The organism is Desulfotomaculum sp. (assembly GCA_003513005.1).
GTDB lineage: Bacteria > Bacillota > Desulfotomaculia > Desulfotomaculales > Nap2-2B > 46-80.
Window position 1 is genome coordinate 44,929 of sequence record DOTD01000055.1, and the last position, 18,306, is coordinate 63,234.

At 46.8% G+C, this 18,306-nt stretch carries 12 protein-coding genes; 5 read left to right on the forward strand and 7 right to left on the reverse strand.

The genetic code is table 11. The features are described 5' to 3' along the window. Positions 1-417 precede the first annotated feature (417 nt). On the forward strand, positions 418-3,288 hold the full coding sequence (locus DEH07_06985) for a hypothetical protein (protein HBY04277.1): 2,871 nt from the start codon (positions 418-420) through the stop codon (positions 3,286-3,288). Between the two features lie 125 nt (positions 3,289-3,413). On the opposite strand, the gene DEH07_06990 is transcribed toward DEH07_06985, so the two are convergent. The 5 genes from DEH07_06990 to DEH07_07010 form a co-directional block, all read right to left on the reverse strand. After that, on the reverse strand, positions 3,414-3,983 hold the full coding sequence (locus tag DEH07_06990) for an iron-sulfur protein (GenBank protein ID HBY04278.1): 570 nt from the start codon (positions 3,981-3,983) through the stop codon (positions 3,414-3,416). A gap of 283 nt (positions 3,984-4,266) precedes the next feature. Further along, entirely contained in the window at positions 4,267-5,034 is a 768-nt protein-coding gene (gene pstB, locus DEH07_06995) for a phosphate ABC transporter ATP-binding protein (protein ID HBY04279.1), read from the reverse strand. Positions 5,035-5,041: 7 nt separating this feature from the next. Further along, positions 5,042-5,974, reverse strand: a complete 933-nt coding sequence (gene pstA, locus DEH07_07000; GenBank protein ID HBY04280.1) for a phosphate ABC transporter permease PtsA — start codon at positions 5,972-5,974, stop codon at positions 5,042-5,044. Continuing rightward, the gene (pstC, locus tag DEH07_07005) at positions 5,958-6,992 is read right to left on the reverse strand and encodes a phosphate ABC transporter permease subunit PstC (GenBank protein HBY04281.1); all 1,035 of its coding nucleotides are present in this window, start codon (positions 6,990-6,992) and stop codon (positions 5,958-5,960) included. Before pstC ends, pstA begins: the two co-directional genes overlap by 17 nt. Before the next feature lie 83 nt (positions 6,993-7,075). After that, entirely contained in the window at positions 7,076-8,248 is a 1,173-nt protein-coding gene (locus tag DEH07_07010) for a phosphate-binding protein (GenBank protein ID HBY04282.1), read from the reverse strand. A gap of 1,262 nt (positions 8,249-9,510) precedes the next feature. Between DEH07_07010 and DEH07_07015 the strand changes: the two genes are divergently transcribed. Then, positions 9,511-9,972 (forward strand): hypothetical protein, encoded by a 462-nt coding sequence (locus tag DEH07_07015; GenBank protein HBY04283.1) that lies wholly within the window; start codon positions 9,511-9,513, stop codon positions 9,970-9,972. A gap of 410 nt (positions 9,973-10,382) precedes the next feature. On the opposite strand, the gene DEH07_07020 is transcribed toward DEH07_07015, so the two are convergent. Further along, a complete protein-coding gene (locus DEH07_07020; GenBank protein ID HBY04284.1) occupies positions 10,383-11,015 on the reverse strand; it encodes a hypothetical protein in 633 nt (210 codons plus the stop codon). A 141-nt stretch (positions 11,016-11,156) separates the two neighbouring features. Here DEH07_07020 and DEH07_07025 point away from each other — a divergent pair, with 141 nt between their 5' ends. The 3 genes from DEH07_07025 to DEH07_07035 are packed head-to-tail and all read left to right on the forward strand — an operon-like array spanning position 11,157 to position 17,421. Then, positions 11,157-13,130, forward strand: coding sequence for a glycosyl transferase family 2 (locus DEH07_07025; GenBank protein HBY04285.1), 1,974 nt, complete (start codon positions 11,157-11,159; stop codon positions 13,128-13,130). Next, a complete protein-coding gene (locus DEH07_07030) occupies positions 13,130-14,890 on the forward strand; it encodes a glycosyl transferase (protein ID HBY04286.1) in 1,761 nt (586 codons plus the stop codon). Before DEH07_07025 ends, DEH07_07030 begins: the two co-directional genes overlap by 1 nt. Beyond that, positions 14,887-17,421: a glycosyl transferase gene (locus tag DEH07_07035; GenBank protein ID HBY04287.1), complete on the forward strand. Its 2,535-nt coding sequence runs from the start codon at positions 14,887-14,889 to the stop codon at positions 17,419-17,421. Before DEH07_07030 ends, DEH07_07035 begins: the two co-directional genes overlap by 4 nt. 9 nt (positions 17,422-17,430) lie before the next feature. On the opposite strand, the gene DEH07_07040 is transcribed toward DEH07_07035, so the two are convergent. Then, entirely contained in the window at positions 17,431-18,276 is an 846-nt protein-coding gene (locus DEH07_07040) for a hypothetical protein (GenBank protein ID HBY04288.1), read from the reverse strand. Positions 18,277-18,306 lie beyond the last annotated feature (30 nt).

Consider the following 18,306-nt stretch of genomic DNA (forward strand, 5'->3'; position numbering starts at 1 on the left):
CGTAAGGCCGTTTAAGCATATCCTGTTTACTTGTTTAATTGATTATAAAAAATATTTTTTAAAGCATTATTAAATCAATGCTAACTAAACTTTAATTTTTGGTTAAAAAAGTAAAATATTGCAATAACAAAATTAAAAAAGATTTTCTTTTTTTGGTAAATATTATTTCGAGAACCTTTTCCTGCATCACATTTTATTTTGCTTAATACTGTCTTAACAGCAATTTTACGACAACTTAATTTCCAGCTTACGGAATTTTAATAATTGTTTAAAGAAGATATGGCATAATATTTCTGGCCTTTTTAGCTGTTCTAAAAAGAGTAAGGACCTGGACAGAAGATTGTTGTTTTTACGGGGGGTGAGTAAGAAGTTTTCCATTGATACCGGATTTTGATTAAATCTAAAGAGGTGTTGGAAATGAGATGCGCTCAACACACACAACAGCTATGGCGCCGTCTGCCGTACCTGTTCATGACCATGGTCATCTTAATGGGGGCCATTTTTGGCGTTCCGGCGGGGACTGGAAAAGCTACCAATGTTGAGAATTTGTCCTTGTCGCCTGTGCCAGATTTTAATAAAATTGCTGTTTTCGCAGATCCGCATTACTTTGACCCCGAGCTTGGCGCTTCGGGCGCGGCTTTTGAAGAATACCTGTCCAATGACAGGAAAATGCTGGCCGAAAGCGACGCTATCGTCAAAGAAACGATTGAACAGATCAAGAATACTGATGCGGGCGTGGTTCTGATCCCGGGCGATCTCACCAAGGACGGCGAAAAGACATGCCACGAGAAATTCGCGGCACTGCTCGCGGATCTGGAGGACTGCGGTAAGAAGGTATATGTCATTGATGGCAACCATGATATCTATAACCCGGGCGCTTGCAGGTATGTAGGCGACCAGGCAATCCCGGTGGATAACTTGTCGCCCGGGGAATTCAAAAGTATTTACAGTCCTTTTGGTTACGCGGAGGCCATTGCCGAAGATCCCAACTCGTTAAGTTATGTGGTTGAGCCTGTGAACGGTCTCAGGATCATAGCGATGGATTCAGCCGTATACGGTAAGACCGAAGGCGCTTTTTCAGCAGACACTCTGAACTGGATCAAGGACCAGATCAGCGCGGCAAAACTGGCCGGAAAGACTGTATTAGGGATGATGCACCACAACCTGATCGATCACTTCTCCGTCCAGCGGCAGATCTTTCCGGAATATGTGATCAATGATGCCGATCAGATTTCTTCTGAACTTGCCCAGGCGGGGATGAATGTTGTCTTTACCGGTCACTTCCATGCCCAGGACGTTGTATCAAAACAGGTGGGCAACAAGTATATCTATGATATCGAAAACGGCTCGCTGGTGACATACCCCAGTCCTTACCGTCTGGTGGAACTGACGGCAGATAACAAGCTGATTGTAACCACCTCTCACATTGAGTCAATCAATTACGACACTGGCGGGAAACCCTTCCCCGATTACGCTAAAGAATTCCTGGTGAACGGTCTGCAAGGGCTGATTCCTCAAGTACTGGCAGGCATATTGATAAAACAGGGAGTTCCGCCGCAAGAAGCTTTACAACAGGCCGAACAGATGGCAAATACGGTTGTGGTTCCCCCTCTGACCATTAATGACTTGCTGGCTGATGCCATGGTAGCCCATTACCAGGGAGATGAGTCGGTTAATCAGCAGATTCTCCCGGTAATCCAGGGGATGGCTTCGTCTGCGGATAGCATGGTCAAAATGCTGGGTGGCGCACTACTGTCAATCTGGTTTGATCCTGCGCCGGAAGACAACAACCTGACCATAATTATCCCAGGTATAGAGCTTGATGTTAAGCCCAGCGCAATGCCGGGAGAAGCTTTGGAAATTAAAGGTAACTATATTGGGGAAGAGGTATCCGGCGTACACATAGCTATTACCGTTAAAAATCCAAACGGCGCACTTTCTTACGTGGATGAAACCAGTACCGGAACAGATGGTTCGTTTGGTTTTTATTTAACAATTCCGGCAAATGCTCCCACGGGCTTATGGACTCTGGATGCGGCCGGCGGCGGCTGCGCAGCCAACAAGACCTTTTCCGTGAGTGAAGCCACCGGTATGGTCAACGTATCTCCGGCTAGTGTCAAGCCGGGCGGCGTCGTAACGATCAGCGGAACAGCGCCGCAGGGCAACGTTCCGGTAGGCATTACAATTAAAGATCCAAACGGCAGTGCGACTTTTGTTGATCAGACCACAGCAGGCGCCGGCGGCGGCTACACCTTTCAATTCACAGTGCCGGCGAGCGCTCCCACCGGTACCTGGACCGCGGATGTGGCCGGCGGCGGAAGCGCCGGCAGGGCTGCTTTTACCGTTGCAAGCGGCAGCAGCAGTGGAGGCGGCAGCGCAAGCCCCTGCAAACAACCCGCGGCTGCCAGTTACCTTCCGCAGACGGGAGCCTCTAATGTGGCGCTGGATGCCGAAGTAAGTGTGATCTTTGACATTGCCGTAAGCAAAGCATCCACAAACTCATTAAACGGCATCACTATCACTGACGAGTACGGAAACAAGGTCGGCAATGTCGCAGCTGTTCTAAGCGGGACAAAGCTGACCCTGTCACATGATGCTTTTGAGTACAATACCAAATACACCGTTACCATTCCTGAAGCCGTTCTGGCAAACAGCGGATCCGGCTGCTCCGGCTATCATAACAAGAGTACCAACTGGAGCTTCACCACCCTTAAAAAAACCGAAGCGCCGTCGGCAGGCATAAAGGCAGAATATACTGACGTGCCTTCAACCCACTGGGCGTTCAAAGTCATTACGGAACTTGGTGAAAAAGGCATCATAACAGGTTATCCCGACGGCAGTTTTAAGCCGGACAGCAGCATTACCAGAGCTGAATTTGTTGCAATCCTGGGCAGGGCTCTGGGCTGGGAGGAAAAACCAGGCAATCCCGCTTTTTCTGATGCGGCGGAAATCCCGGACTGGGCCAGGGGATACATCTTAAGGGCGGTGGATAAGGGTGTTGTCGGCGGCTATGAAGACAATTCCTTCCGGGCAAACCAGCCGATTACACGTTTGGAGATTGTTATTATTATCGTGCGCGCCCTTGGCCAGGGGGACGGCGCAGCGAAGTCAGGAACACTGAGCTTCAGCGATGCTGCTGAGATTCCGGACTGGGCTGCGAACGACATCGCCATTGCTGTGGAACAGGGCATCGCCACAGGAAAACCGGGCAATGTTTTTGCCCCCAATGACAACGCCACTCGTGCTGAGGCGGCTTCATTGGTTGCCAGGATGCTGAGCAAACTTTAATCTAAAAATCCTGCACAAAAAGTATGGTACTTTTTCAATGTCGCTTTAATGGTTACCGAAATACATAAAAGAAGGGATTCTTGTATTTAAAAGCGGGAATCCCTTCTTTTAAAAAGCTTAAAAGATTAGAATTTGCTCCCAAGAATATTGGCCTTCCTTAATAAATTCTTGGAGATATCTGGCTTTACCTTAGTACCAGATTTAACAATCTTACACAATAGTTTATATCCCCCATAATGCAATACTTCATTAACTGCTCTAATTGCCCCTCTACTTTGGCCTGCGATAAAGTTGAACGGCCATGGCGTGGTACAGGCAGTTACTATAACCGCTGGCTTTCCCTTTTGGCGTTGGAAGGGCATTCCATTAGGCTTTTCTCCCATAAAAATTGGCACGTTCCTGTCAAATAAAAGCTTAAGTTGCGCACTCATATTTCCCCAGTGAGTTGGAGTGCCCACAATAAGACCATCAGCATCCCTTATTTTACGTCCTGTTACGTGACCGTCGTCTTGCGGCAAGATGCATTCCCGGTCTGTTCGACACTTCATGCATGCGGTACATGGCCTGATTTTAAGTTCGTGTACATCAATCCATTCAACCTCATACTTATTAGACGCACCGTTTGCAATTTCTTTAAGAAGATTGGCAACTGTTCCATTTTTGCGTGCGCTGCCGTTTAACACCAATATACGCATATTAACACTCTCCCAGTAAAGTAATTCTATAATGAAACATTTAACTGAATAAAGTTAAATATATATAAGGAAACAACAAAAAATATTTTTCCGGATGGTAACAACATCTGTTGCGCACCTAGTTGTTGGAGCTTGTCTTGTTAACCGGTTTGAATCTTTAAGCAACCCTTCAAGAACCGTTTCCCTGTATTGAGTTTCCTTATCTTGTATAAAAGGTTGCCTAGAGGATGGGAGGCGCCTTTTTATTGCCCATCCTCTAGTAAGGGGGGGGGTTGTTGGGCTTCTAGCCAAAATTACCTGCAAGGTAATCTTCAGTTGACTTTTCACTGGGTTTAACAACCAGATCAGCGGCTTTTCCGTATTCAACCAGGTTTCCGTTAAGAAAAAAACCAAGGTAATCGGAAATTCTTCTCGCTTGTCCGAGGTTGTGGGTGACAACCAGTACCGTATATGAATTCTTCAACTGAAAAAGAAGTTCTTCAATCTTTGCCGTGGAAACCGGATCAAGAGCGCTGCAGGGTTCGTCAAGCAAAATTATTTCCGGAGAGACGGCCAGCACCCTGGCGATGCATAAACGTTGCTGCTGCCCGCCGGAGAGACTCAAACCGGACACATTCAGCTTGTCTTTTACCTCATCCCAGAGATTAGCCCGTTTTAAACTGTCTATCACTATATCTTCCAGTTCTCTTTTTTTAATTTTAGGGTTATGTTCACGCACCCCGAAGGCGACATTGTCGAAGATAGACATGGGAAAAGGATTTGGCTGCTGAAAAACCATGCCGACTTTGCGGCGGATCATGACCACATCAGTTTCCGGCTTGTATATATTGTAATCGTCTATATCTATATTTCCTTCCAGTCTGAAGGAAGCGACCAGGTCATTCAGCCTGTTCATGCATCTCAAAAACGTGCTCTTGCCGCATCCCGAAGGTCCAATCAATCCTGTAATTGATTGCGGGTAAATCTCCATATTAACTTCTCTTAAAGCTTGAAATGATTTGTACCAGACCGACAGGTTTTTAACCTTTATTTTACATCCGTTATTTTCCATTGCCTCTTTATTCCTCCCTTAAGGTTCTGTACCGGCCCCAATAGTCAACCAGAGAATTCAAGGCAAATATAATTACGATCAAAATCAAACCTGCGCCAAAGGCCTTATCCGGTGAGTTTCCTTCACCGGCGGGTGAGGAATAAAAAATATAAGTAGTCAGCGTACTGCCCGTATTTTGCAGTGTGGCTAGCCAGTTCTGCGGTTGCCACCAGGGCTGGGTACCTGTTAAAGTCATGCTTCCACCGAGGCAGAGCCACACAATTGCCGTATCTCCGGCAATTCTGCCTATGCCTAAAACAACGCCGGTGATTATTCCAGATGTGGCAGACGGCAAAACTATTTTTCTTATCGTTCTCCATTTGCTGATTCCCATCCCGTAAGCGGCCTCCCGATAAGCGGAAGGTACGGCCGTGATAGCCTCTTCAATAGATTTGATAATAAAAGGCAGCACCATCATCGCCATAGTTATGGAGCTGACCATAAAGCTGCGGCCAAAAGCCTTGGCGTTTGCGACACCTTCAACCATCGTGCTGAATAATGAAAGATGCGGATTAGTGAAAATGGCCAGGCCGAAAATAGCGAAAACAATAGTCGGTACCCCTGATAAAATATCTATACCCGTCCGAATAGGTCCTACCCATAAATTTCCTCCAGAGTATTCAGCCAGATAAATCGCCGTAGCCAAGGCCCACGGCAGGGCAAACAAGGTTCCCAGGGCGACCAGTAAAAAGGTGCCTATAATGGGAGTAAAAATTCCTCCGGTGAGATTCTGGTCCAAACTCGGTTTGGGATTAGTCGTTATGAAATCCCAGCTTATAACATGAATTCCTTTTAGAACAAGAAATATTACTATAAACAACAAAAGAAATAAGGTAAGCAAACCGGATAACCAGCAGGCTGCATGGCCTGCCGCATTTTCTCCTTTACTTATCCGAAACACCCCCCGGCCGCAGCTTTCCTGAAAAGATTCTGGAAAAAGAACTCAACAGCACACATGACAGAAGAAGGAAAGAACCGCAGGCAAACAGGGCTGATTCGCAGGATGCGACACTCATACCTTCAGCGTTGTCTACAATAGTAGAAGCCAGTGTACGGACAGGCTCCAGAAAGAAAACCAGCCCGTGGGACGGATTAGGCAGGTTGGCCACGCTGCCGGTGACCATAGAAAGAGCAATCGCTTCACCAATGGCTCTGCCTGCGGCCAGTATGGCGCCGGCAACAATACCGTTACGAGCCGCCGGAAGTATTATTTTCACTATTGTTCGCCAGTGGGATAATCCTAACGCCAGGGAAGCTTCCTTATATTTTTTCGGCGCAGATTTAATCGCGTCGCTGGCCATGGCGATAAAAATTGGTCCGATCATCATACTGAGCACAATTATTCCAGCCAAAAGGCTTGTTCCATCCAGGGCGCAAATTTTGATCATTTTCAAGGAAAGTTCATTGCTGATCAGGTGTTTGGATAAAAAAGGCACTACGATCATTAAACCGATCAAACCGTAAATTACGGAAGGAATGGCAGCTAACAGCCTGACTGTAGATTCTAATGGCTTTTTCAGCCAGGCCGGACACATTTCTGCAAGGAAAATTGCACAACCCAGGCCAAACGTCAGACAAAAAGCCAAAGCCCCGGAAGTGGTTAAAACCGTTCCCGCAATTAGAGGCAAAGCTCCGAATCTCCACGCGGATTGTTCACCGCTGGTCTGCCACGCATTTAAGAAATTTTCATCCCAACCCCCGGAAAAAACAAAACTAAAGCCGCTGGCCTTCAATACGGGAATAGCTTTGCTGATCACGAAAAACATGACAAAGAATATGAGAATGCTGCTAAGAACAGTCAGCAGTAAAAGTATTCTTTCGATAATTCTCTCTTTAAACGGCTTCCTTGGTCTAGTAAAGAAGCCTGTTGCAGAAGGCGCCTTTTCCGGAATTATCACGGAAACATTTTCCAGTTCCATTTTCTCATCCTCCTTCCTCCTCTTTGAAAAATATCCCGCCTGACTTTTGAAAACAGGCGGGATCCGCTAAAGAAACAGATATTCTATTGAATGGAAATATATTCTTTTTTAACAATACTCTGTCCCTCTGAAGATAAAACAAAATCAAGGAAAGACTTGGCCAGTCCTGTCGGAGCGCCTTTTGTCACCATAACGAAGGGGCGGATTACCTTGTATGTGCCGTTCTTGGCATTTTCCAGGGTAGGTTTAACACCGTCCAAAGTTGGCGCCTTGACGCTCGAATCTAAAAAGCCCATGGAGATGAATCCGATGGCGTTTTCGTTTCCGGCCACAGCCTGGCGGACCAAACCGTTTGATGCGTGCTGTTTGGCAGTAGCGATAACATTGTCTTCACCTAAAAACTTTTCTTTGAAGAAATCAAAAGTGCCGGAAGGGGCAGTCCGGGAATTAACTATAATCGGAGCATTTTTACCGCCGATATCTTTCCAGTTGGTAATTGCTCCCGTATAAATTTTTTTGACCTGATCTGTGGTCAGCTTGTCAGCCGGATTTTTCGAGTTGACAACGATTACAATGGCGTCCTTGGCAATGGTCGTAGTTACAAGGCCCTTGGGATCGCTATCTTTCAGATCACGCGAAACGTTGCCTATATTTACCTTGCCGTCCGCCGCATCTTTAATACCTACACCGGAACCACCGCCGGTCACTGTAATTTGCACTTTGGGATTTTCTTTCATGAAAGCCTGCGTCAGTTCTTCGGCCAGAGGCTGCACAGATGTCGAACCGCTCATTTTTAAAGAACCACTGAGCTCTGCGGCAGCGGCGCCGCCCCCGCCGGTGGTGACAACAACCAGGTTCTTGCTGCTTACCCAGTCAACTTTAGCGCCAAGAGACTCGGCTACGAATCTTAAAGGGACAACAGTACGCCCGTTGCTTACTGCAGCAGGTACATCCAGATTTACAGTCTTACTGCCCACCTTTGCTTCTTTCTTGCCCATCCATAAAACTATTTCTGTGCTGCCTTTCTTGGCGGTTACTTTTTGCGCCTTATCATCCCATTTAACGGAAGCACCGAGGGTTTCGAAAATTGCCCTCATAGGTACAAGAACCTTACCCTGTTTAACAAATGGTTCCGAATCCATAGATAATACCTTACCGTTTACCTGCACGGAAATAGTTCCCGCAGCAAAGGCAAGTTGAACGCATAACAATGTCAGAACTGTAACTAAAGAAACAACCAGTAAGCGTTTTTTCATTAATTACCCTCCATTTCCTTTCGATGTACATTTAATCTGTAAAAATCTCTATAATACGACCCTCCGAACTACTTCAACTCCCCCCCCTCCTGCCAGTTGATGTATCAGATAGATTGTACCTTTAAATTGTTAATTCAATGCTGCAATTTGTTAAAGCAAGATTAATTTTGCATTGAAAGAATGTAAACATATTTGGAAAACAAGCATTGAGGAATGGTCGAAAACAGCGAATACTTCTTACCGGTATTAACACCGTCCTGAAGTATTAAAAAGAAATACGCGAGTTGAAACCGGGTATGAAAAGAGGATTATAGGAAGTTTAAGGCTAGACATCCATGCTGCGAGAGCGGCGCCAAAATTAATCAACAAATTCAATGCCTTAAGTGTGATTTTGAGCCTTTGTTTGTGACAAAATTGCCTGATTTGAAAAACACTTCAGCCCTGCTTTGTTAGCAGGGCTGAAGTGTTTTTCAGCGTATCTAATAACGAAAAAGGGCAGGTCCGGTATCCTTAACGGATTGGCGCCTACCCTTTTCCAGGAGCGTAGTGCAACTCAGCACGTCCTCCTTTTTTTATTTACCCCTTCTGATCCGCCAGTCTTGGCAGACTGCTTTTCAGATTAACCGGCTACTTCATGTAACAACTGCCGAAAAATAACTTTGTTAAGCTATCTCCTTCACCTATTACAAGTCTTTCACCGTGGCTTTTAATACCTGTTTATTTGAAACTTCTACTTCCAAGGGACATCTGCTTACTTTTAGGCTGGTTCCTGGTTTCCCAATTTACCTCCGAATTTCAGTTTACCGGTAGATTACTACTCGACTTCCCCAAGTAAAAGCTTTTATTACCAACAGGTTCTTAACAGCCCCGGCTTAGCCCGCCGGTTTTTCAGGGGTACCCCTCTTACTCGAGTGATCCCTTTCTGAGGGTATAATCATAATACTTTATATTTTTATTTGTGTCAATAGGCAATTATAAATATTTTATATTTTTTTAAAATACCGATATATGGAATTTTAATATTGGTTCCGGTTTAGGTTGGAACAGTTTTCAGATAGATATCCATGCCGCTAAAGCAACGCCAGATAAAATGATGAAAATTTATCAACAAAGGAAGGCCGATGCCTTAACTGTGATTTTGAACCTAAGCACGTTTAGTAGTTGACCCCCCTAAGGAAGATTTTTTCAAAAAAGGGTAGTTATATTGTTCAGTAAAATGAATAATTTTAAAAGGGAAAAGTGCATAAGTGGGGGCTTTAAAGATGAAAACATTGGAATTTTTATTAATCATAATACTCGTTGTCGTGATCTGCATTATGGCTGTGTTTACCCGCTGGCATATTTCGATCGACGAGTGTAAAAATAACAAGACAGTTGCTGAGTCAGTGCCAACGTCCAGCCAGTATGACGATCTGCCTATAACCAGGATAGAATTTCTGGCAATTCTCAGCAAAAAAATTGGTTTGGAAGAGTACGGTCCCGTTACCTTCACAGACATTAATAAGGATTCCTCCAATGTAAGATACATCTACCCGTTGCTAAAAATGGGCATCATCTCCGGATACACGGATAATACTTTCAGGCCGAATGACATTATCTCTAAAAATGAAGCAGAAATAATTATAGCCAGAGCACTTAAGCGTCCTACTCCAACATCGTATTCTAAAGGCCCTTACCTGACCAAAAAGCAGATGGATAATTTGCTTTCGGAGTTGGTTGATTAATTAGTAGGACGGGGCGCCAGCTTAAAGGATGAAAATTCATCATGAAAAATTTATTAATAAAGCGAGGCTAATGCCTTAAGTACGATATTGAGCTTTAATTCAAAGAACAAGTGAACCCGATGACAAGCGAGGAAGTGTTTGAGACGTGTAAACGCCGAGTTTTGACCGAGTCCGAGAGTGAACGAGTTCGTACAAGTAAAAGAGGTGAACATGAGCGCGTAGGCAGTTGGCCTTCCTAATACAAGTTGATTTTAAGGATAGGTTGGCGTGGAGGCCATACACCCCGCTGAATTTGACAATGTTAATTTCATAAGAGATCATTTAAGTGGGTACCAAGTGATACCCACTTATGAACTAAAAAATATTTAACTCATGAAATAATGTGAAGACCTCCTGGTCTTCACATTATTTTAGAGCTGGCCCTGGAAGAATATGTTCAGAGTTACGGCGCTGGCGGCGTTGACGGCGCTGTAATAAACCCTGGCATATTTTAAGAATACGGATGCTACCAGAGTAGTCAAAGAGTTTTGGTTAATGGTCACCGGTCCGTCCTCGTCCAGCCAGTTTGTGGCGTCCGGGCTGATTTGGAGTTTGACCAGAGCCTGCGCGTCCGGCGCCAGTGAGTTATTTACTACCCCGAAAGTATAACTGCTTAATCCCAGCACGTTAAATGTCGTATCCGGACTGCCTGCGGTATTGGTTATGTTAGCCCTGACTTCCGACACATCGGTGGTACCTAAGGTAGTAATCAGACCCGAAGTTGTAATCAACAGGCCGTTTACCGGCGGCGTGATAGCCAGGCCGGTGCTGGTAATGCTCAGGCCGTCGGTTGGCGGAGTGATGGAAAGACCGCCGCTGGGCGGCGTGATAGCCAGGCCGGTACTGGTAATGCTTAAACCGTTGGTTGGCGGCGTGATAGCCAATCCAGTCGAAGTTATGCCCAGGTTGCCTGTCGAGTCGGTGTTAAAAGCTACGTCATTTCCGCCGAAGACTTTTGTTCTCAACTGGTCAGGGGTGTCTTGAAATACTTTATAGTTTGGCAACTAAAATCAACCTCCATAATACTTGTTAATATGCCATTAATTAGATCTCCAATAATATATAATATTTTGCTTCATGTGGAATGTTCGTTTTTGTCGGCATATATTGTAAAAAAATAATTCCAAGAGGTATCTGGTAAACTAATGGATTCAAGAGTCAGCTTGTGTATGATTGTCAAGAATGAGGCGCAGAACATTAAAAGGTGCCTTGACAGCGCAGCCGGCGCTGTCGACGAAATAATTGTTATCGATACGGGTTCCACTGACAATACCGGTCAGATAGCTGCTGAATACGGCGCGCTGGTCCAATCGTTTCTCTGGAACGAAAACTTCAGCGACGCCCGCAACGCTTCCCTTGATTTGGCTACCGGAAACTGGGTCCTATTTCTGGATGCGGATGAGGAATTAACGCAAAGCAGCAGAGAAGCGCTGAGGAGAGTTATTGACGACAACGCTGTGGAAGGTTATTTTGTCAAAATAATCAATTACCTTGGCAACGACGGGTGGAGCGAAAGCTGTCCGGACCTGGTTTTTCGCCTCTTTCGAAACAGGCGGGATTACAGGTTCCGCGGGGCGATTCACGAGCAGATTGCCGGTGTAATCCTGGAAAAAAATAATCAGGCGTCCTACCGGATAGCTGAGGAAATTGAAATAATCCATTACGGTTATTTAGACAAGCAGATCGGAGAAAAAGATAAGAAGAACAGGAACATTAATATTATTCAAAAAGAACTGCTGCAAGATCCTGAAAACCGGCTGCTAAGGTATCATTACGGAGTAGAGCTTTTCCGCGCCGAAAAATACGAGGAAGCGGCCGTAGAACTGATCCAGGCCGCAAACGGCATCGATCCAAACACAATATATTTGCCCAAGCTGTTCCGTTATATCGTCATGTCCTGCCAATCAGCCAAACAGCCGGAAAAAGCGCTCGACACCGCCCTGCTCGGCCTTCGGTTTTTCCCCGATTATGCGGATCTGTATTATTACGCCGGGCTGCTGTTTCTGGAATTGAAACAGTATAATAAAGCCCGTGAATTTTTCCAAAACGCCGTTTCAATGCCGGCGCAGCCTTCCCTTTACGCTTCCTTTGGCGGCGTGAGAGGATTCAGGTCATATTACCACCTGGGTCAAATCGCGGAAACTTTTTTAGACTACGAGGATGCGCTAAAGAACTATATTTCAAGTCTGCGGGACAACCCGAATTTTACTCCCGCCCTGGAAAGTATGGTAAAAATACTTAAACCCCGTGAAAATCCTGAATACACGAAAGAAAGTCTGGAAAAAGTATTTGAATTCTGCACACCTGAGGCTAATCAAATCATGGGGGGAATATACTTCCGGCACGGGGCTTATCAACTGGCCCTGGAATATTTTGAAAGCGCCGCGGCAAACGGCGCTTCTTCCCCTGAAATACAATTATGTAAAGCCATCTGCCTAATCCAGGAACGAAGGCGCCTGGAAGCGTTAAGAACCATTAATAAGTTTAGCCGGGAGAGCCACCTTTATCCACTGGCAAAGATAAATGAATTATTATGTTTCTGGCTGCAGGACAAAAAGAAGAAAGTGCGCTCTCTTTTTGCAGAACTGCAGGCTCTAGGCCTGGTCGCGGATACAGAAAAGGTACTGAGTCTTTTTTTAGCCATCCCCGGCAAACAGAAAAAACATTGTGCAGTTACCCTGGGACAGGATGGGATGTCCCTCTTGCTGGACGTAATAACCAGACTGCTCGATATGGAAGAGATTAATAAGGTTGAACAGCTTCTGTCCGAGATTAGCGCAGAAAACCTGGCAGAGTACAGTTTGGCAATCGCCCGGCGCCTTTATGACTTCGGTTATAAGGAAATGGCGGAGGCGCTTTTAAGGGAGCATATCTCCGGGAACCAGAACGCGGAGCCGCATTTCCTCCTTGCGGAGATCTGTCAGGAGGCCGGGAAAAACATTGAGGCCGAACAGTATTATCGCCGTGCGCTGGAACTGGACCCGGACGTGCCGCAGTATTATATCAGGCTGCTGAATCTATATGAAAGCTCCCGTAAAAGAATCTTGCAGGAAGCTATGGCCAAATACCCCGGCGCCGATATTTTTAAGAAGCTATCCGGGGAGGCGCCGGCAGATTGATGAATGAAACCATAACCCTGGCGATGATCGTAAAAAACGAAGCGGGAAATTTGGAGAACTGCCTTATCAGTGTCAGGGGACAAGTGGACGAGATTGTCATCGTGGATACGGGCTCCACGGACGGCGCCATGGAAATAGCCCGTAAGTATACCGATAAAGTCTACAGCTTTTTCTGGCGGGAGGACTTCAGCGCCGCCCGCAACTTTGCTGTTGAAAAGGCGAGTGGTGACTGGATATTTTACCTTGACGCCGACGAGGAATTGGTCCCCGGCAGCGGTGATTTAAAATGCCTGGCTGCCCGGGATTTATGCCCGGAGGCTTATCTTTTGCCCATAAACAACCCTATTGACGGCGTTACAGGTGAATACAACCGTTTTTTTGTGCTCCGCCTCTTTAAAAACAATGGGCGTTACAGGTTTAAAGGCATAATTCACGAGCAGGTCGCGGTCCCGGAGAACGGTGTGGTCGAAATAGCTGAGGGGCCGGTTATCAATCACAGGAAGCTGCCGGCAGGAAACCGCAACCGTAAAAGAGGACGCAACCTGTCTCTTTTGATTAAAGCATCTTCCGCCGATCCCCGGAATCGCTTTCTTCAATACTACCTCGGCGTAGAGTGGCTGATGCTGGGCAAGCCGGAGCGTGCGCTGCAGTTCCTGCAGCAGGCTTACCGGAACCTTACGGACGAAAACCTTCTCTTTCGCGGTCCTGCTTTACGCTACTTGATCATCTGCCTGAATGCTTTAGGCAGGTTGGATGAAGCTATTTGTCTCTGCCTAGAAGCAGACTTGAAATATCCTGAATATACCGATATTTATTACCTGGGCGGAATTCTGTTCGAAGAAAAGCAGGAATATCAGCTGGCCATAAAATGGCTCAGCCAGGCAGTCAAATGCGGCACACCGCCCCCCCTTTACAGCCACCAGAACGGGTCGGAAAGTTTTTTGGCCTTCTACCACCTGGGTTACTGTCATGAAATGATCGGCCAGACTGATGCGGCCTGCGGCTATTACCTGCAGACCCTAACCGCAAACCCAAAATATATTTACCCTGTTTACAACCTCTTTCTGATTATCCTGGCTAAATCCGGTCCCTTAAGGGCGCTTGAATATTTTAAAGAAAAAGGTTGCTTAAACAATATAGAGATTGCTTTTACCGCCGCCGGGTTGTTCTTTAAATCGGGGTATCCGGATCTGGCCCGCCTTTGCCTGGAGGAAAACGGTACGGATCGGAACAAGGACGAGAAATTCCGGTTTTACCTGGGAAAGTACAGTATTTTTTCGGGAAATCCGGGCCAGGGGATAGAATTCTTAAAACAAATATCAGCGGAAAGCGAGTTTTTCGTCAGGTCGCAAATTTACCAGGCGATCGCCCTGCTGCTGCAGGAGCGCTACTCTGAGAGCAAAAGTAAGGCCCTTGCCCTGTGGAAAAACCGCCTGGCGAGGCGTGAGGCCAGAATCCTGCTGGGCTTAACCCGGCAAATGCAAAAGAAGGGGATACTAGATAATTGTCCTGCTAGAATAGGAGAAGACGACATGTTGGGCGCGGTCCGGGAAATCCTTGAAGAGTGCGGCCGCTGCCTGCCGGACGGCCGGGTTTCGGCCGGCTTTGATTCAATCGGGCTGATCGAGGAGCTGGAATCGATTACTAAAAATTTTTCACACAAAGGCTGGCTGACATTATATGAATATTACCGGGACAAAACCTGCGCCTGGCGTGACTTTGTTAATTACAAGTTCGGACTTGGGGGCGGCAGGTCATGAATAAGGAAACTGTCAGCCTGTGCCTGATCGCGAAAGACGAAGAGGAGTTCGTCCAATCCTGTATTAACAGCGTCAAGCATCTGGTTGACGAAATAGTTGTAGTAGACACGGGTTCCCTGGATAAAACGGCAAAGCTGGCGGTAGAGGCGGGTGCGCAAGTATACAGTTTTGGTTGGACCGGCGATTTTGCCCGGGCCAGGAATTTTGCCCTGGAACAGGCTTCTTCCGGCTGGATCCTGGTTCTTGACGCTGATGAAATTCTAAAGCCTGTAAGCGCCGGGGAATTTTACCGCCTGCTTCAGGCCGCCGATGTCGAGGGATACTTCCTGCGCGTGGAGAGTTTCCTGGGCACAGGCTGGGAGACAGCAACGGACCAGGTGGTCAGGCTGTTCAGGAACAAGCCGGCTTACAAGTTTGCCGGAGCCATCCATGAACAGGTGGCGCCTTCCATTTTAAGCGCCAACGGCGGAAAGGGGCTGGCGGCTGCGCCGCTGGTGATCAATCATTATGGCTATTTAAAAGCTCAGGTTATAAAAAAGAATAAATTTTACCGGAACACATCAATTATCAACAGGGAACTGGAGAGCAACCCCGCCGACCCGTTCCTGCTGTATTGCCTGGCAGTGGAACACTACCAGCGGGGAGATTTTACCGGGGGCCTTGATTGCCTGGAAAAAGCTCTTGTCCTTCTGCAGGGAACAGAGGGTTATTTTGAGGACGTACTCCTTAATCTCGCTTTGGGCTTATTAAAGACCGGCAGCATGGAAAGATTAATTGATTTTACAACCAAATCACTGCAGATGTTTCCGGAGCACCGTGATCTGATTTTGCTCAGGGGTCTGGGATATCTCAGCCGGGGGAAACATCTTGAAGCCATGAAAGATTTAAACAAGTCTTCTCAAGCGTCAGACGCCGGGTTACTTCATGGATTCGGCCCGCGCAAGTTGAGAAAGAAAAAGAACCTGCCGGTGAAGCTGCGCGTCCTGACAGCAAGCCCCGTCCGGCAAAAAGAAGCTGTTTTAAGGGAATTTTTGGAGTCGCTGCAGTTGCTGGATACCTCTGGACTGGAGTTGGATTTCGCTTTTATTGACGACAATAACCGGCATAACCTGCTCGGCGCCTTTTCTAAGAAGATGAAAAACGTCCGGATTATCCCGGGGGTAACTGCGGATAACTATCTTTGCGATGAAACTACCCATCACTGGCAGGAGAATTTGATCTGGAAGGTAGCGGGTTATAAGGACAAGTTCATCAGGATGGCGCTGGAAGGGGATTATGATTATCTTTTTTTGGTGGATTCAGACCTTTTTCTGCATCCCAAAACACTCAGCCACCTTGTCTCCCTGGGAAAGGATATAGTAGCGGAGGTTTTTTGGACCAAATGGGAACCGTACCTGGCGCCTTTGCCGCAGGTGTGGGTTTCTGACAGCTACCAGCTGTATCATACCCGCAGGGGGGAGGTATTAAGCGAGGAGGAACTGAATAAAAGGATCGCCGAATTCTTAAAGCTGCTCTCCAATCCGGGAACCTACAAGGTTGGGGGACTGGGAGCATGTACCCTAATCAGCCGGAAGGCGCTGTCCGCAGGGTTGTGTTTTAAGGAAATATACAACCTGGGCTTTAGCGGCGAGGACCGGCACTTTTGCATTCGGGCCGCTGCGTTGGGGTTGGAACTCTATGCGGACACTCATTACTCCCCCTTTCACATTTACCGGGAATCCGACCTCAAGGCTCTTCAAGAATATAAAGAGAAAATCTTTAAAAGCGACGGCGGGAGTACTCAAAAGAAACGCGGCGCGGCTTCGGCTCCGGGGCAGCGCCGGAAAAAAGAAAGAGCGCCGAAGATTACACTGGCTATGCTGGTCAGGAATGAGGCTGGCAGGTACCTGGAAAGAGTTCTTGAAAACGCCTCCCGGTATGTTGACAACGCTGTCATCCTGGACGACGCCAGCGAGGACAGCACTGTGGAAGTGTGCAAAAAGGTTCTGAAAGGAGTCCCATTGACCCTGGTCTCAAATAAGAAACCAGGTTTTGAGAATGAAATTGTTTTACGGAAGCAGCTTTGGGAAATAACAGTTGGGACAAAACCGGACTGGATCTTGATTTTAGACGCGGATGAAATTTTTGAGGACAGCGCGCCCGCGGCCATACGGTCGCTGGCCGCAAAGCCGGGGATATACCATTACTCCTTCCGGTTGTACGACATGTGGGATGAAAATTTATACAGGTCGGATCAGTATTGGAATTCCCATAACTTTTACCGCCCGTTTATGGTGAGATTCACACCCGGATTTAATTACCAGTGGAAAGAGACCCCCCAGCACTGCGGGCGTTTTCCTGTGAATATTACCGGGCTTGGAGGGGACTCAAGCCAACTGCGGGTCAAACACTTGGGCTGGATGAAGCCGGAGGATCGCCTGGCTAAGTACTGCCGCTATAAAAAGCTGGATCCTTATGGGAAGTACGGCGTCATGGAACAGTACTTATCCATTCTGGATCCCAGGCCGGGGTTGGCGCCCTGGGTTGAGTAATTAGGAAATTTAGCTGCCCTGGCCCTGGAACCAGATGTCAATAATCGAAGGCTGGCCTAAATTTGTTGATTTATAATCCACTCTGGCAAACTCTGTAAAAACCTGCGGCACAAGAACGGCGCTTTGACCGGGCGCAATATTCTTTAAAGAATCTACCAGGAAGACGCTGCCGTCCGGGCTGACTTTCAATTCAACAGTTACATCGTTTGCTCCGTTATTACTTACAAAGAAACTGACCATGTTTAGGCCGGATGTATTATAAAGAGCGGAAAACTGTATCTCGTCTGTTGTGGCAAGATTTCTTTCGGCATCGCTCACAAAAGAATACGTCGCAGGCTGGAATTCAACCGTCAGCAACGGCTGGATCCGTAGGGAAGTACTTATATTTTCGCTGCTGGCAAAAACTACGGGAGGATCAGTTGAAACCAGCGCCAGACCGTAATTGGCAAGTGCTCCGCTATGCCAGTCTTTGACCAGAGCTGTAATATCCCAACTGATAAAGGTCCCCGCCTGGTTTGTAACGACAGCTTCGGCAACCGGATTATCTTCATACAAGGGCTGGTTGCCATAGGTAATTTCATTTTCCAGCCAGGGCTGCAGCACCGGGTAGGCGCCAATCACCTTGCTGACCGATAGCTGAGAAGCGTTTAACAGGTAAAGATTCATCAAAGCTTGGGTGATCTTAGTTTCTAACGGCAGGTGGGATATGTCAAACATAATAAATGTTTGGTAAAAGTTTATTACAGTCGCGCCTACGTTCAATTCTGTACTTTCCCCAAAGTTAATGTCCCACTTGAGTCTGCTGACATAAGCATTTTGGGCAGCCAGAGAATTTAGAAGACTCATTTTTTTCATCCTTTCTAATTAATACTACAGCGATGAGTA

What these genes read in the sequence shown, in the direction of transcription:
- pstB (HBY04279.1), bottom strand. Translation starts at nt 5,034, where the DNA reads ATGGAAAATAACGGATGTAAAATAAAGGTTAAAAACCTGTCGGTCTGG.
- DEH07_07040 (HBY04288.1), bottom strand. Translation starts at nt 18,276, where the DNA reads ATGAAAAAAATGAGTCTTCTAAATTCTCTGGCTGCCCAAAATGCTTAT.
- DEH07_07025 (HBY04285.1), top strand. Translation starts at nt 11,157, where the DNA reads ATGGATTCAAGAGTCAGCTTGTGTATGATTGTCAAGAATGAGGCGCAG.
- DEH07_07035 (HBY04287.1), top strand. Translation starts at nt 14,887, where the DNA reads ATGAATAAGGAAACTGTCAGCCTGTGCCTGATCGCGAAAGACGAAGAG.
- DEH07_06985 (HBY04277.1), top strand. Translation starts at nt 418, where the DNA reads ATGAGATGCGCTCAACACACACAACAGCTATGGCGCCGTCTGCCGTAC.
- DEH07_06990 (HBY04278.1), bottom strand. Translation starts at nt 3,983, where the DNA reads ATGCGTATATTGGTGTTAAACGGCAGCGCACGCAAAAATGGAACAGTT.
- DEH07_07010 (HBY04282.1), bottom strand. Translation starts at nt 8,248, where the DNA reads ATGAAAAAACGCTTACTGGTTGTTTCTTTAGTTACAGTTCTGACATTG.
- DEH07_07015 (HBY04283.1), top strand. Translation starts at nt 9,511, where the DNA reads ATGAAAACATTGGAATTTTTATTAATCATAATACTCGTTGTCGTGATC.
- DEH07_07030 (HBY04286.1), top strand. Translation starts at nt 13,130, where the DNA reads ATGAATGAAACCATAACCCTGGCGATGATCGTAAAAAACGAAGCGGGA.
- pstC (HBY04281.1), bottom strand. Translation starts at nt 6,992, where the DNA reads ATGGAACTGGAAAATGTTTCCGTGATAATTCCGGAAAAGGCGCCTTCT.